The following is a 14,855-nucleotide window of genomic DNA, read 5'->3' as shown; positions in this document are numbered from 1 at the left end:
TGGAGCGTGCAGGACGCCGCGCAGCTGCACCATCGCGGCGTGACGTTCGCCGTCCTCTGCGAGGGCCCCGGGGCGAGGTCGCGCCCGTCGTGGGATTCATGGGCTACCGCGGCGTCGAGGTGATCATGGCGCAGGCGCAGCTGCTCGACCTGACCGTGTTCGGGCGGCAGGAGCGCTGGGAGGACTCCCCCGCCGGGTGGCCGCAGCACCCGACCGCCACGCGGCGCACGGCCACCACCACCGAACGGCCGCCGAAGACCGCCCGGCGGTCGTGCCGTCAGAAGCCGTCGGTGAGGATCGGCGGCACGCGGGTGCCGTGCCGGCCTTCGTCGTGCAGGGCGCGCAGCACCACCAGCTCGTGCGGCACGACCGGTTCGGGCAGCGCGACGAACGGGAACCACCGCAGGTCCGCGACCTTGGCTTGCTCGCGGATCTGCGGGCTGCCCGTCCAGCGGGTCGCCGTGAAGAAGAAGTCGACCCGCTGCTCGAGCGCCGGGCCGCCGGGCTCCCCGCGGTGCATCGTCGTCACGGGCACCAGGTCGGCGGGGTCGACGACGACGCCGAGCTCCTCGCGGGCCTCCCTGACGGCCGCCTCCCGCACGGACTCGTCAGCCTCGACGTGGCCGGCCGCCGCCGCCGACCAGTGCCCGTCCCTGAACCCCGTGCCCTGCCGCAGCTGCAGCAGCACCTGGCCCTCGCGGCGCAGGAAGACGTACGCCGCCGGCACCACGCGGAAGCTGTGGCCGGCGGAGCCGTCGTCCCAGGTGGCGATGCCGGTCGTGCCGTGTGTCGCGCTCACGACAGGCAGCTCGGGCCGAGGAGGGCCTTGAGGTCGCCGAACAGCGCGGGCGACTTCTCGACCCGCAGCGTGTCCGCCGCGCGCACCACCGTCCGCTTGCCGGGCTCCGCGACGCTCACGTGCACCTCCGCCGAGCCCGGGTGCGTGGCGAGCACCTCGCGCAGCCGCACCATGACGGGCTCGACGCAGCGGGTGTGCGGCACGGTGACCAGCACGGGCGCGTCGGCGACGGCGGACGTGTCCGGCAGCGACACCTCCATCGCCTGCAGCTGCATCTGGTCGTCGCGGCGCCGCACGCGGCCGCGCAGCGTGACGACCTGGTCCTCCGCGAGGATCGTCGAGTACGCGAGGTACGTCTCGCCGAAGAACATCACCTCGACGGCACCCTCGAGGTCCTCGACCGTGACGGCCGCCCAGGGGTTGCCGTTCTTGCTCATCTTGCGCTGCACGCTGGTGAGCAGACCCGCCACCGTGACCTGGGAGCCGTCCTGCCGCCCCTCGTCGGCCATCAGCGACGCGATCGACGTGTCCGCCGCCCGCGCCAGCACGTGCTCCAGGCCTGACAGCGGATGGTCCGACACGTACAGCCCGAGCATCTCGCGCTCGAACGCGAGCCGCTGCTTCTTGTCCCAGTCGGGCAGGTCGGGCACGTCGACGGCGAACGACATCGCCGCGTCCTCCTCCGCACCGCCGAAGCCGGCGAAGAGGTCGAACTGGCCCTCGGCCTCCTTGCGCTTCACGGAGATGACCGAGTCCACGGCCTGCTCGTGCACCACGAGGAGAGCCCGGCGCGGGTGGCCGAGCGAGTCGAACGCCCCGGCTTTGATGAGCGACTCGATGGTGCGCTTGTTGCAGACCACGGCGGGCACCTTGTCGAGGAAGTCCGTGAACGAGGTGAACGCGCCCTTCTCCTCGCGCGCGGCGATGATCGCGTCCACGACGTTGGCGCCGACGTTGCGGATCGCCGTCAGGCCGAAGCGGATGTCGTCGCCGACGGCGGTGAACTTGGCGGCGGAGTCGTTGACGTCGGGCGGCAGCACCGTGATGTGCATGCGACGGCACTCGCCCAGGTAGAGCGCCATCTTGTCCTTGTCGTCCCGCACGCTCTGCAGCAGGCCGGCCATGTACTCGGTCGGGTAGTTCGCCTTGAGGTACGCCGTCCAGTACGAGACGACGCCGTACCCGGCGGAGTGCGCCTTGTTGAACGCGTACCCGGCGAACGGCACCAGGGTGTCCCAGACCGCCTGGATCGCGGGCTTGGAGTAGCCGCGCTCCTTCATGCCCGCCTCGAAGGGGACGAACTCCTTGTCGAGGATCTCCTTCTTCTTCTTGCCCATCGCGCGCCGCAGCAGGTCGGCCTGGCCGAGCGAGTACCCGGCGAGGATCTGGGCGGCGCGCTGCACCTGCTCCTGGTAGACGATGAGGCCGTACGTCTCGCCGAGCACCTCGCTGAGCGGCTCCTCGAGCTCCGGGTGGATCGGCTCGATCTTCTGCATGCCGTTCTTGCGCAGGGCGTAGTTGATGTGCGAGTTCATGCCCATCGGACCGGGGCGGTACAGGGCGATGACGGCGGAGACGTCCTCGAAGTTGTCCGGCCGCATCTGGCGCAGCAGCGAGCGCATCGCGCCGCCGTCGAGCTGGAACACGCCGAGCGTGTCGCCGCGGGCGAGCAGGTCGTAGGTGGCCTTGTCGTCGAGCTCGACCGTCTCGATCGCCACCGGCTCCTTGCCGTTCATGACGATGTTCTCGAGCGCGTCGTCGAGGATCGTGAGGTTGCGCAGCCCGAGGAAGTCCATCTTGATGAGGCCGAGACCCTCGGACGTCGGGTAGTCGAACTGCGTGATGACCGCGCCGTCCTGCGGGCGCCGCATGATCGGGATGATGTCGATCAGCGGGTGGCTCGACATGATGACGCCCGCGGCGTGCACGCCCCACTGGCGCTTCAGGCCCTCGATGCCGCGGGCCGTCTCGACCACGCGCTGGGCCTCGGGGTCGGCGTCGTGCACCGCGCGGAACTCCGACGCCTCGGCGTAGCGCTCGTGCTTCGGGTCGAAGATGCCCGACAGCGGGATGTCCTTGCCCATGACGGCGGGCGGCATCGCCTTGGTGAGCTTCTCCCCCATCGCGAAGGGGAACCCGAGCACGCGGGAGCCGTCCTTGAGCGCCTGCTTCGCCTTGATGGAGCCGTAGGTGACGATCATCGCGACGCGGTCGTCGCCGTACTTCTCGGTGACGTACCGGATGACCTCGGCGCGCCGGCGCTCGTCGAAGTCGACGTCGACGTCGGGCATGGAGATGCGCTCCGGGTTGAGGAAGCGCTCGAAGATCAGGCCGTGCTTGAGCGGGTCGAGCTCCGTGATGCCCATGACGTAGGACACCATCGAGCCGGCGGCCGAGCCTCGGCCCGGACCCACGCGGATGCCCTGCTCCTTGGCCCAGTTGATGAAGTCGGCCACCACGAGGAAGTACCCCGGGAAGCCCATCTGGATGATGACCTCGACCTCGTAGTTCGCCTGCTTGCGCACGTCGTCGCCGATGCCGTCGGGGTAGCGGCGGCGCAGGCCGGCCTCGACCTCCTTGACGAACCAGCTGACCTCGTCCTCGCCGTCCGGCACCGGGAACCGCGGCATGTAGTTCGCCTTGGTGTCGAACGAGACCTCGCAGCGCTCGGCGATGAGCAGCGTGCTCTCGATCGCCTGCGGCAGCTCGGAGAAGAGGCGGCGCATCTCCGCGCCCGATCGCACGTAGAAGCTGTCGCCGCTGAAGGCGAACCGGCTGCCGCCCTGGTCGTAGGTCGGCTCGTCGAGCGTCGAGCCCGAGTTCACCGCGAGCAGCACCTCGTGCGAGTGCGCGTCCTCCTGCTTCGTGTAGTGCAGGTCGTTGGTGGCCACGAGCGGCGCGTCGATGTGCTCCGCGAGGCGCAGCAGGTCCTTGTACGTGCGGGACTCGATCTCGATCCCGTGGTCCATCAGCTCGACGAAGAAGTTCTCCTTGCCGAGGATGTCCTGCAGCTCGCCCGCCGCGCGCACCGCCTCGTCCCACTGGCCCAGGCGCAGCCGCGTCTGCACCTCGCCGGAGGGGCACCCCGAGGTGCCCATGAGGCCCTTGCCGTACGTCTCGAGGAGCTCGCGGTCCATGCGCGGCCACTTGCCCATCTGGCCGTCCAGCGACGCGAGCGACGACGCGCGGAAGAGGTTGTGCATCCCCTCGTTGTCGCGCGCCCAGAGCGTCATGTGCGTGTAGGCGCCGCCCGCGGAGACGTCGTCGCGCCGCTGGTGCTGCTCGCCCCACAGCACCTTGGTGCGGTCGTGGCGGCTGGTGCCCGGCGTCACGTACGCCTCGACGCCGATGATCGGCTTGACCCCGTGCTTCTGCGCCGTGCTCCAGAAGTCGAACGCGCCGAACAGGTACCCGTGGTCGGTGATCGCGATGGCCTTCTGCCCGAGCCGCGACACCTCGCTGAACAGGTCGTTCATCCGCGCCGCGCCGTCGAGCATCGAGTACTCGGTGTGCACGTGCAGGTGGACGAAGTCGTCCTCGGAGGTACCGGTCGGCTGGGCGGTGGAGGAACCTGCGTCGGGCATGCGGCGAGTCTAGGCGGCTCCCCCGACACGTCCGGCACGCCGCTCGGGGCGCCCCCGATACAGTGCTGCCCAGCCGCCGGAGAGGAGACCACGTGCCGCGGGTGACCAGCGCCGACATCGCGCGCGCGGCCGGGGTGTCGCGCACGACGGTGAGCTACGTGCTCAACGACACTCCCGGCGCGTCGGTCTCCGACGCCACCCGCGAGCGCATCCACGCCGCTGCCGAGCGCCTGGGCTATGCACCCTCCGCCGCCGCGCGGGCGCTGCGGCGCGGGCGCAGCGACCTCGTCGTCGCCGTCCTGCCGGACTGGCCCGTCGGTCCGGTGGTCGAGAGCCTGCTCGACCACCTCACGGACGCCCTCGCCGCCAGGGGCCTCTTCGTCCTCGTGCACCACCATCGCGACACCCGTGCCCTGACCGACCTGTGGCGGGCCGTGACGCCGCTCGCGGTCGTGGGTCTCGCCCCGTTCCTGCCCGACGACGCGCGTGCCATGACACGGGCCGGGATCCGCGTCGTGGGTGCCGTCGAGCCGGCCGACGGCGCCGCGGCGGGCGGTTTCGACGCCTCCCAGCGCGGGATCGGCGCCCTCCAGGCCGGCCGCCTGGCCGACACGGGCCACTCGCGGCTCGGGTACGTCACGACGGACGACCCGCGCCTCGACAGGTTCGCCCGGGCCCGGCTCGCGGGCCTCCGCGCGGCCTGCGCCGCGCGCGGACTGGCCGTGCCCGCGACCGTCGCCGTCCGCACCGGCGAGCCGGCGACGACCACGGTGCGCGGCCTGTGCGGCGCCGGCGTCACCGCCGTCGCCGCCTACAACGACGAGGTCGCGCTCGCCGTCCTCGCCGGAGCACGCGAGGCGGGTGTCCCCGTGCCGTCCCGCCTCGCCGTCATCGGGGTCGACGACTCCCCCGGGGCCCGGGTCGCCGCACCTCCCCTGACGACCGTGGCCCAGCCCGTGGAACGCCAGGCGGAGCACCTGGCCGCGGAGGTCCTCGCGGCGCTCGACGGCCGCGACGCGCCACCGTGGCCCGACGACGGTGCCCACGTCGTCGTGCGCCGCTCCGCCTGACGGGTGCGGCCCGGCCGAGGTCCCGGCCGGGCCGCACGGGTCCGACGACGCCCGGGTCAGCGAGCGGGGTAGTCGACGACGTACTCCGGCGCCCCCGACGTCGAGGGCGGCACCGCGTCGCCCACGCCGTTGACGACGTGGTTGATCGTCCCGGCGCTGAGGTTGACGGTCATGACGTGGTGAAGCCGCACGCCAGGGCGGTCCGGGACGGCGAAGCCGTTCTCGGTGACGATGCCCGGGTCGTTCTGGTTGAACACGTAGACGCCGCCGCCGTCGAGCCGGTGACGCCGTACCGCGTCGCCGACCACGTAGCCCTCCCACCCGAGGGTGCCGTCCGGCTGCGTCCAGTCGGCCTGGGTCGGCGGGTCGTAGGGCAGCTCGTTCTGGTAGAGCACCACCCTGCCGTCCTCGCCGTTCCAGATCGTGTTGTGCTCCTGGAAGTGCTCCACGAACAGCCCCGTGGCCGTGACCCGGTCCCCCTCGACGACGACCCCGTTGCGCCCCGTGTTGGTGCGCCAGCGAGCCGTGTCGCCGTTGACGCCGGCGGACCCGTCGGTCGGGAACCCCTCGACGCCGTGGTCGCCGCGCCACACCCACGTGTGGTCGACGAGCACGTCGTCGGCGTCGATCCGCAGGGCCGTGTCGACCTTGCCGACGTGGGGGCCGCCCACCCGGAAGTACACGTCGGACAGCGTGACCGGGTTGGCGGCGTCCGACCGGTGGTTGGCGCCGTGACGCTTGCCCACCTGCAGCAGCGCCGGCGACTCCTCGGCGCCGGCGTCGATCGTCACCCCCGCGACCACCACGCCCTCGGTGTCGCCCACCACGAGCGGCACCGCGCCGCGCGCGGCGGTGAGCGTCGCATGGCCCATGCCGAGCACGACGGTGTCCGGTCGCGTCACCCGGATGCTCCGGTCGACGTCGTAGACGCCGGGCGTGAGCAGGAGGTTCTTCCCCCGGGCGAGCGCGGCGTTGATCGTCGCGACGGAGTCACCCGGGCGTGCGAGGTAGAAGTCCGTGATCGGCACGGTCCGCCCTGCCGTCACGCCGTCGGCCCAGGAGACGCCGCGGGTCTGTGTGCGCGCCGCCGGGACGCGCACGGCGTAGCGGCCCCGGTCGTCGACGAACAGGTAGGGCTTCTCCCTGCTGACCGGGGTCCTCTCGAGCACGGTGTACGGCTCGGCGGGGAAGCCGGCGTCGGACGGAGCCCCGACGACGCCGGAGAAGACCTGGTTCCAGACGCCGTTGGACCAGCCGCCGCCGAGCTCGCTGTTGCGCGTGAGCCACTGCTGCTGGGAGCCGTTGGTCACCGCGGTGTCGAAGCGGGAGTCCGCGATGAACCCGCCGCTCGCGAACTGGGGCCCCGCGGTGCAGTAGTCCATGAGCGACACCGGCCCGCGCACGTCGAGCCGGCGCATCGAGACGGCCTGCGACACCGCCCAGAAGTTCGCGGTGGCCTTGCAGCCGTCCTGGCCGGCGGTGTTCACGTCCAGGCGCAGGTTGGCCACGGTGCGCCAGAAGTTCACCAGGGCGATGCAGTTCGGGTTCGCGTCGTCCCCGAGGCACCGGTTGCGCACCTCGATGGCGCCCTGGACCGCGACGTCCCCGGGCGACGCCCCGAGTCCCGCGACCTCGGTGTAGTACCCGACGTTCACCTGCAACGGGTCCTCCGGCGTGCCGTAGCTGCCGGGCAGGAAGTAGACGGCGTGCCGGTCGGAGCCCATCTCCGCGTCGACCTGGGCCGCGTGCAGGGCGTCCATGGTCGCCTGGATCTCGTCCTGCGGGGTGTCGGGGCCGAACACGGTGACGTTCGGTCCGAAGTCGGGGTCGGTGGGATCGACACGCTGGGGAGGCGCGGCGTGCGCCGGCACGGCGAGGGCGCCGGTCAGCACGGTCACGACGGCGGCTCCGGCGGCGATCGCGGAGGCGCCGCGACGGCCGCCTCCCCCGCGTGACGCCGACGCCGGGCCCTGTGCCGTCGCCCGGGAAGCGAAGGGTGAAGACATGCATCCTCCTCGTCGAGGGTGTAGGTGACTCGTGTCACCTGTCGCGACGAACGCTAAGGGCTCCCCCCGCGGGGCACAAGAGGGCGCTACCGGTAGGCCCCGCGGACGACCTCGAGCGCGTGCGCCAGGTCGTCGGGGTACTCGCTGGTGACCTCGACCCAGCGGCCGGTGAGCGGGTGCTCGAACCCGAGCCGCACGGCGTGCAGCCACTGGCGCTCCAGCGCCACCTTCGACGCGAGCACGGGGTCCGCGCCGTAGGTGAGGTCGCCGACCAGCGGGTGCCGCACCGCCTGGAAGTGCACCCGGATCTGATGGGTGCGGCCGGTCTCGAGGTGCACCTCGACGAGCGATGCGGCCGGCAGCATCTCGAGCACCTCGTAGTGCGTCACCGAGTGCTTGCCGTCCGCGACCACGGCGAACTTGTAGTCGGCGCTGGGGTGGCGCCCGATCGGCGCGTCGATCGTGCCCGTCGTGGGCTCCGGGTGGCCCTGCGCGAGCGCGTGGTACACCTTCTCGACCGTGCGCTCCTTGAACGCCCGCTTGAGCCCGGTGTACGCGGCCTCGCTCTTGGCGACGGCCATGAGCCCGGACGTGCCGACGTCGAGCCGGTGCACGATGCCCTGCCGCTCCGCCGCGCCGGACGTCGCGATGCGGTAGCCGGCCGCGGCCAGCGCGCCGACCACGGTGGGGCCGGTCCAGCCGGGCGACGGGTGCGCCGCGACACCGACCGGCTTGTCGACGACCACGACGTCGTCGTCCTCGTAGGCGATCCCCATGCCGGGCACCGGCTCGGCGACGACCGGCGCCGCGGGCCGCGCGTCCGGGACCGTGACCTCGAGCCGGCCGCCGGCGACGACCCGGTCGGACTTGCCGACCTCACGCCCGTCGAGGAGCACGGCGCCGGAGGCCGCCAGCTCCGCGGCCTGGGTGCGGGAGAAGCCGAGCATCCGCGCGAGCGCGGCGTCGACGCGCTCGCCCGCGAGGCCGTCGGGCACGGGCAGTGTGCGGGTGGACCCGGTCGGCACGGTCATCGCCCCTCTGTCGGATCTGACGGCGCTGCCGGCTCGGACGGCTCTGGCAGGGCGTCCCCGTCCTCGACGTGCCGTCGGCCGTCCAGGCCGATCCCCCGGAAGGACAGGATGACGATGAGCACCGCGGCGGCGACGATGGCGATGTCCGCGACGTTGCCGACGAAGACGCCGTAGTCGATGAAGTCGACCACGTGCCCGCGGGCGAAGCCGGGCTCGCGGAAGAAGCGGTCGCCGAGGTTGCCCAGCGCGCCACCGAGCAGCAGCCCGAGGGCCACCGCCCAGCCCGTCGAGCCGATCCGGCGGATGGCGCGGACGATGACCACCACGACGATCACCACCACGATCGTGAGGATCCACGTCATGCCCGTGGCGATGGAGAGCGCCGCACCGGGGTTGTAGATCAGCCGGAGCTGCAGCAGCTCGCCGATCAGCGGCTTCGGGTCGTCGCCCCAGACCAGGGCGGACTCGGCCCACCACTTCGTCAGCTGGTCGATCAGCAGCACCAGCGCGGCGAGCACGAAGGTTCCCGTGATCAGCTTCCGGCGACGCTCCGCGGACACCGGCGCCCCGGCGTCCTGCGGAGCGTCGCCGGCGGGCGCGTCCGACCCGGGCATCTCGGGGGCGCCGTGGCGCGGCGCGGGCTCAGGGGCCGGAGCGGAGCCGGCGGGCGTGGTCGACATCGTCCGCAAGTGTAGGCGGACCGCGCCGGTCGTCGGGCCGGGACCGTCCGGTCAGCGACGCTCCTCGCGCGCCTTCGCCTCGACCGAGAGCGTCGCGCGCGGGAAGGCCTGCAGGCGCGCCTTGCCGATCGGCAGCCCCGTGATCTCGCAGGTGGCGTAGGTGCCCTTGCGGATGCGGTCGACGGCGTGCGCGGTCTGGGCGAGCAGGTCGCGCATGTTGTTCACCAGGGTGAGCTCCTGCTCGCGCTCGAGCGCGCTCGAGCCGTAGTCCGCCTGGTCGTCGCCCGCGCCGTCGCCCGAGTTGCGCAGCAGGTCCGACAGCTCCTGGTCGGCGGCCGCGAGCTCGCGCTCGAGGCGCTCCTTCTCCTCGAGCAGGAAGGCCGCCAGCTCCTCCACCTCGTGCAGGGTCCAGGGGTCCTCGCCGTCACGGACCGGGAAGGACTTCACGTCGCGCGCGAGGTGCGGGAAGTTCTCGCGCAGTGCCGCGCGCGTGGTGGTCGAAAGCTTGGCCATCGGTGCCCTTTCGTTGGTGCGTCGACGACGAGTCACCGCAGCGTAAGTGCGCCGAGCGGCCCGCACAACAGCACGCGCGGTAGAGGCGTGCGTGTCGTGCGGGCCGCTCGGCGTGAGGCGTGACGAAGGAGCGGGGTGCGCGGGGTGACGGCCCCCCGCTCAGAGCTCCGAGCCGCGACCGGCGTTGGCGTTCTGCCGCTGCGGCGGCAGGGCCGAGCCGCGGGCGTCGAGGTCGCCCAGCAGGTTCTGCAGGAAGCTCTTGAGACGCGTGCGGTAGTCGCGCTCGAAGAGGCGGAGCTCGTCGATCTTGCGCTCGAGGAGCGACCGCTCCTGCTCGAGCTGGGAGAGCGTGCGGTGGCTGGTCTCCTCGGCCTCGCGGACGATGCGCGAGCCCTCGGACTTGGCCTCCGTGATGAGGCGGTCGCCCTCTTCCTGACCGGACCGCACGTAGTCGTCGTGCAGCTTCTGGGCCAGCTGGAGCATCCCGGTGGCGGACTCCGGCTCCGCGGGCTGCTGCTTCGCGGCGGCCGGGGCGGGCGCCGGCGTCGGGGCCGGTGCCGGGGTCGGCGTGGGCTGCGCCTGCTGCGCAGCGTCCGAGCGGCTCAGCTCGGCGACCCGGTGCTCGGCCGCGGTGAGCTTGGAGCGGAGGTCGTCGTTCTCCTCCTGGACCGCCGTGAGGGTCCGCACGACCTCGTCGAGGAAGTCGTCGACCTCTTCGACGTCGTAGCCCTCGCGGAACTTGGTCGCGGCGAACTTCTTGTTCAGGATGTCCTCTGCCGTCAGCAGCGCCATCGTCTCACCTCATCGTTCTTGCAGGGTCGGTGGGACCCGGTTCCCGGGCCGTCTGGATGACCACGGTAGCGGACGTGTCGGCGGGCGACCTGCCCGACGAGGCCGGCTCGTCGCGCCCACACGACGTCTTCACAGGTCAGCACCGGGGCGCCCCTCGACGGCCGGGGCGAACCCCGACCCAGGTCACAGCGCGAGCGCTGCCGAGGTCAACGCCACGGGGTCACGCCGCGGCCAGGAAGGACGCCACCCGCATGAGGATGCCCGTGCCGATGAAGAGCACGAGGAAGGCGATGTCGAGACGGATCTGGCCGAGGGTCAGGGGCGGGATCAGCCTGCGCAGGAAGCGCAGCGGCGGGTCGGTGACCGTGTAGACCGCCTCCGCCAGCACCAGCAGGACGCCCTTCGGCCGCCAGTCGCGCGCGAAGAACTGCACCCAGTCGAAGACGAGCCGGACGATGAGGCACAGCAGGAACAGCCACAGGACCAGGTAGACCAGGTTGAAGACGAGACTCACGGGTCGAACCTACCCGAGCACGACGCAGGGCCGGGGCAGAACTGCCCCGGCCCGTGCCGGACGGTGCGATCGGCGTGCGATCGGCGCTCTCGGGCGCGCGGTCAGCTCTGGTTGTAGAACGCGCCGCGTCCGGGGGCCTTCTCCGCCGGCGGCTCTTCGCCCGCGATCTCCACGTGCTCCGGCGAGAGCAGGAAGACCTTGTTCGTCACGCGCTCGATCGAGCCGCGCAGCCCGAAGATCAGGCCCGCCGAGAAGTCCACGAGGCGCTTCGCGTCGGCGTCGTCCATGTCGGAGAGGTTCATGATCACCGGCGTGCCGCCCCGGAAGGCCTCGCCGATGGTACGGGCGTCGTTGTACGAGCGCGGGTGGATGGTCGTGATGCGTCGCAGGTCGGAGGCGATCACCGACTCGCTCCCTCCGCCGCGGTGCAGCGGGGTGACCTGCGCCTGGTAGTCGTCACGGTCGCGCACCGGTGCCTCCAGCTCCTCGTACTCGTCGAGGTACTCCTCCGACTCACCCTGGTCGTCGGCGAGCCCCAGGTACAGCATCGTCTTGCGAAGCGCTCCGCCCATCGCCTTGCTCCGTTCGTCGCCACGTCCCCCGCCCTCCGTCCCGGACGGGTGTCATGACGTTAACCACGCCCGCGGCGGCATCCGCGCACGACACGCCGGTGTGTCGCGCGTCGCGGGCGCGTCAGGCCGCCCCCGGCGACGACGACACCTCAGGTCAGGACGACGACCCCCGCCTGGCGCCCCGTCGTCGTGCCCTGGGCGGTGGCGCGACGGTGGGAGTAGAGGTCGGTGTCCGTGAGCGTGCACCGGTCCACCCGGGTGGCGGCCACGCCGTGCGACGCCAGCTGCGCGAGCACGCCGGCCGGCAGGTCGAGCGCCGGCGTGCCGGCCGTGGTCGTCGCCCATGTCTCGGGGACGACGGCCGCGACCTCGTCGCGCATCGCGGCCGGCACCTCGTAGCAGTCGCCGCAGACGGCAGGGCCGACGGCGGCACGGAGGTCCTCGGCCCGTGCCCCGCGCGCGAGCAGCTGCTCGACCACGCGGTGCACGACCCCCAGGGCGACGCCGCCCCGACCTGCGTGCGCGACCGCCACGACGCGGGCCACCGGGTCCGCGAGGACGACGGGCACGCAGTCCGCGACCAGGACGCCGAGCGCCAGGCCGGGCTCCGCGGTGACCATGGCGTCGGCCTCGCCCGCCGCGGACGGCGGCTCCGTCGACGTCCACTCGGCGAGCTCGGCGGCCCCGAGGCCCAGGACACGGTCCCCGTGCACCTGTGCCGAGAACGCCACGGGGGCCCCCACCCATGCCCCGAGGCGGGCGCGGTTCTCCCGCACCCGCACGGGGTCGTCGCCGGTCGAGGTGCCCAGGTCGAGCGACGACCAGGGAGCGGGCGACACCCCGCCGTGGCGCGTGGTGAAGCCCGCCACGACGCCCTCCCCGAGGTCCACCCGCAGCAGCCCCGCACCGAACTGGTCCGGCAACAGCGCCTCCTGGGCCCAGCCGACCGCGCCGTGAGTTCCGCTCACCCGGCGCTCACTTGAGGAAGTCGGGCACGTCGAGCTCCTCGGCCGGGCGGCGCGGCTCGTCGAACAGGCGCGGCACCTCGACCGGCCGCTCGACGGTGACGCCCTCGCCCTCGGCGTCCTCGACCACCGTGAACGGCCGGCGCTGCTCCGCGGGCCGCGCCCCCGCCGGCGGGGCCGGCGGCGCGTCGAGGCTCACCGGCACGTCGTCCGGCTCGGCCGGGATCGGCCGGGGCTGCGCGGCGGCGGCCGGCACCGACGCGGTGGCCGGCTGCGGCGGGCGGGGCGGTGCCGTCTGGACCCCGGGCTGGGGCACGGACGTCGCCGTCGTGCCGCCCTCGCCGACCGCGACCGTCGGCTTGGCCGGCGCGCCGGCGATCTGGCCGAGGCCGCGACCGTCCTTGCGGGCCTGCGGCACGCCGCCGTCGAACCCCGCGGCGATGACGGTGACCCGCACCTCGTCGCCCAGCGCGTCGTCGATGACCGTGCCGAAGATGATGTTGGCCTCGGAGTGCGCCGCCTCCTGCACCAGGCGCGCGGCCTCGTGCACCTCGAAGAGGCCGATGTCGCTGCCACCCTGGATCGACAGCAGGACGCCGTGGGCGCCGTCGATGGAGGCCTCGAGCAGCGGGGACGAGATCGCGAGCTCGGCGGCCTGCACCGCGCGGTCCTCGCCCCTCGCCGAGCCGATGCCCATCAGCGCCGAGCCCGCCCCCTGCATCACGGACTTCACGTCCGCGAAGTCGAGGTTGATGAGGCCCGGCGTCGTGATGAGGTCGGTGATGCCCTGGACACCGGAGTGCAGCACCTGGTCCGCCGAGTGGAACGCCGCGATCGCCGAGACGCTCTTGTCGGACATGGACAGGAGCCGGTCGTTCGGGATGACGATCAGGGTGTCGACCTCCTCGCGGAGGGTGTCGATCCCCTGCTCGGCCTGCACGGAGCGGCGGCGGCCCTCGAAGGTGAACGGGCGCGTCACGACGCCCACCGTCAGCGCACCGAGCGAGCGGGCGATCCGGGCCACCACGGGCGCGCCGCCCGTGCCGGTGCCGCCGCCCTCGCCCGCCGTCACGAAGACCATGTCGGCGCCCCGCAGGACGTCCTCGATCTCCTCGGCATGGTCCTCGGCGGCCTTCTTGCCGACCTCGGGGTCGGCACCGGCGCCCAGGCCACGGGTGAGCTCACGGCCGACGTCGAGCTTGACGTCGGCGTCCGACATCAGCAGCGCCTGCGCGTCGGTGTTGATGGCGATGAACTCGACACCCTTGAGCCCGACCTCGATCATGCGGTTCACGGCGTTCACGCCGCCACCGCCGATACCGACCACCTTGATCACTGCCAGGTAGTTCTGCGGAGTTGCCACGTCGTTGCCTCTCGGGTCGTTCCTTGTCCCGACGTCCGGTCCTCGTCCCCCGTCCGCCCTGCCGGCCGGCCCGCGGGCCCAACCTTAAGGTTCGAGTTGAGGGTTAGAGTTATGTCAGGTTGCTGCTGCGATCGACGGTAGGCGGCGCGGCGGGCGCAAGGCCGGACGTGCTCCGGCGTGTCGCGCGCGCCCGATGCTTGCCTCACCCGTCCGCGCCTGCCGCGCCGCCGTCGCTCCCCTCATCGGGTCACCGGCAGCTCGGGCGACGAGACGTCGATGGTCCGCGCGCCGTCGGCGAGCTTGCGCAGCGTGCGCACCGCCTCGACCTTGAGCGGCAGGTCGGAGCTGCCGCCCCACCGGACGGTCGTGCCGTCCTCCAGGACCGTCTCGACGGCGTCCTGCGTGTCGGCGCTGACGTGCTCCACCTTGCCGGCGAGCTGGGCGGGCAGGGCCGCCAGCACGTGGAGCGCCGCCTGCAGCGCCAGCGCGTCGTCCAGCGGCACGTCCACCTGCGGCAGCCCCTTCGGCGCCGCGTCGCGCGTCGCCACGCGCACCCCGGACGAGTCGAGCAGGGCCAGCCGGTCCCCGTCGGGCACCGCGGCCACCGGGACGCGCGGCGTGAGCTCCACCGCGAGCCCGTGGGGCCAGGCCCGCGCGATCCGGACGTCCTTCACCCCGCGCAGCCCGAGCACCTGCTCCCGCATCGCCACGGTGTCCAGGCGGGGCAGCGGGGTGCCGTCGGGCGCCTCGACGATCTCGCGCACCCTGGCCTCGTCGACGTACCGCCCCGCGCCGGCGACGCTCACCTCCGCCCTCTCCAGGGCGAGCACCGGCGACCAGAGGGCAACCCACGCGAGGCCCGCGACGACCACAACGGAGAGGACCCACGCGAGCACCCGCCGCCAGGCGCGGTGCCGGCGCATCGCGGTGCGCTCGGCGAGCCGGTCCGCCATCGCCGTCGACACC

General features: G+C 72.9%; 13 protein-coding genes. 1 reads left to right on the top strand and 12 read right to left on the bottom strand.

What is annotated here, in order from left to right; all coding sequences use genetic code 11:
- Window positions 1-277: 277 nt before the first annotated feature.
- Window positions 278-799: an NUDIX domain-containing protein gene (locus ACH443_RS05560; RefSeq protein WP_430589695.1), complete on the bottom strand. Its 522-nt coding sequence runs from the start codon at window positions 797-799 to the stop codon at window positions 278-280.
- A complete protein-coding gene (gene dnaE, locus ACH443_RS05555; protein ID WP_430589694.1) occupies window positions 796-4,383 on the bottom strand; it encodes a DNA polymerase III subunit alpha in 3,588 nt (1,195 codons plus the stop codon). Before dnaE ends, ACH443_RS05560 begins: the two co-directional genes overlap by 4 nt.
- A gap of 101 nt (window positions 4,384-4,484) precedes the next feature.
- Here dnaE and ACH443_RS05550 point away from each other — a divergent pair, with 101 nt between their 5' ends.
- Window positions 4,485-5,453, top strand: coding sequence for a LacI family DNA-binding transcriptional regulator (locus ACH443_RS05550; protein WP_430589693.1), 969 nt, complete (start codon window positions 4,485-4,487; stop codon window positions 5,451-5,453).
- Window positions 5,454-5,509: 56 nt separating this feature from the next.
- On the opposite strand, the gene ACH443_RS05545 is transcribed toward ACH443_RS05550, so the two are convergent.
- The 10 genes from ACH443_RS05545 to ACH443_RS05500 all read right to left on the bottom strand — a co-directional run bounded on the left by ACH443_RS05545 (window position 5,510) and on the right by ACH443_RS05500 (window position 14,854).
- Window positions 5,510-7,459: an adenylyl cyclase gene (locus tag ACH443_RS05545; protein ID WP_430589692.1), complete on the bottom strand. Its 1,950-nt coding sequence runs from the start codon at window positions 7,457-7,459 to the stop codon at window positions 5,510-5,512.
- Between the two features lie 86 nt (window positions 7,460-7,545).
- Window positions 7,546-8,490 carry an RluA family pseudouridine synthase gene (locus ACH443_RS05540; protein ID WP_430589691.1) on the bottom strand — a complete coding sequence of 315 codons (945 nt, stop codon included), beginning with the start codon at window positions 8,488-8,490 and terminating at the stop codon, window positions 7,546-7,548.
- Window positions 8,487-9,170, bottom strand: coding sequence for a signal peptidase II (locus tag ACH443_RS05535; protein ID WP_429762170.1), 684 nt, complete (start codon window positions 9,168-9,170; stop codon window positions 8,487-8,489). The genes ACH443_RS05540 and ACH443_RS05535 overlap by 4 nt, the downstream gene beginning before the upstream one ends.
- 51 nt (window positions 9,171-9,221) lie before the next feature.
- On the bottom strand, window positions 9,222-9,683 hold the full coding sequence (locus ACH443_RS05530; protein ID WP_429762171.1) for a TraR/DksA family transcriptional regulator: 462 nt from the start codon (window positions 9,681-9,683) through the stop codon (window positions 9,222-9,224).
- Between the two features lie 159 nt (window positions 9,684-9,842).
- Window positions 9,843-10,475: a DivIVA domain-containing protein gene (locus ACH443_RS05525; protein WP_429762172.1), complete on the bottom strand. Its 633-nt coding sequence runs from the start codon at window positions 10,473-10,475 to the stop codon at window positions 9,843-9,845.
- Window positions 10,476-10,695: 220 nt separating this feature from the next.
- A complete protein-coding gene (locus ACH443_RS05520) occupies window positions 10,696-10,989 on the bottom strand; it encodes a YggT family protein (RefSeq protein ID WP_429762173.1) in 294 nt (97 codons plus the stop codon).
- Window positions 10,990-11,090: 101 nt separating this feature from the next.
- Window positions 11,091-11,561, bottom strand: coding sequence for a cell division protein SepF (locus ACH443_RS05515; RefSeq protein WP_429762174.1), 471 nt, complete (start codon window positions 11,559-11,561; stop codon window positions 11,091-11,093).
- A 149-nt stretch (window positions 11,562-11,710) separates the two neighbouring features.
- Window positions 11,711-12,529, bottom strand: coding sequence for a peptidoglycan editing factor PgeF (pgeF, locus tag ACH443_RS05510; RefSeq protein ID WP_430557196.1), 819 nt, complete (start codon window positions 12,527-12,529; stop codon window positions 11,711-11,713).
- 7 nt (window positions 12,530-12,536) lie between these two features.
- Complete coding sequence (ftsZ, locus tag ACH443_RS05505; protein ID WP_430589690.1) at window positions 12,537-13,889, bottom strand: cell division protein FtsZ; 1,353 nt, start codon at window positions 13,887-13,889, stop codon at window positions 12,537-12,539.
- 239 nt (window positions 13,890-14,128) lie between these two features.
- On the bottom strand, window positions 14,129-14,854 hold the full coding sequence (locus tag ACH443_RS05500; RefSeq protein WP_429762177.1) for a cell division protein FtsQ/DivIB: 726 nt from the start codon (window positions 14,852-14,854) through the stop codon (window positions 14,129-14,131).
- Window position 14,855 lies beyond the last annotated feature (1 nt).

Source organism: Isoptericola sp. NPDC019571, from assembly GCF_044389385.1.
Taxonomy (GTDB): domain Bacteria; phylum Actinomycetota; class Actinomycetes; order Actinomycetales; family Cellulomonadaceae; genus Isoptericola; species Isoptericola nanjingensis.
The sequence above is the reverse complement of the archived record's forward strand: the minus strand, read 5'-3'. Positions and strand labels throughout refer to the sequence as shown.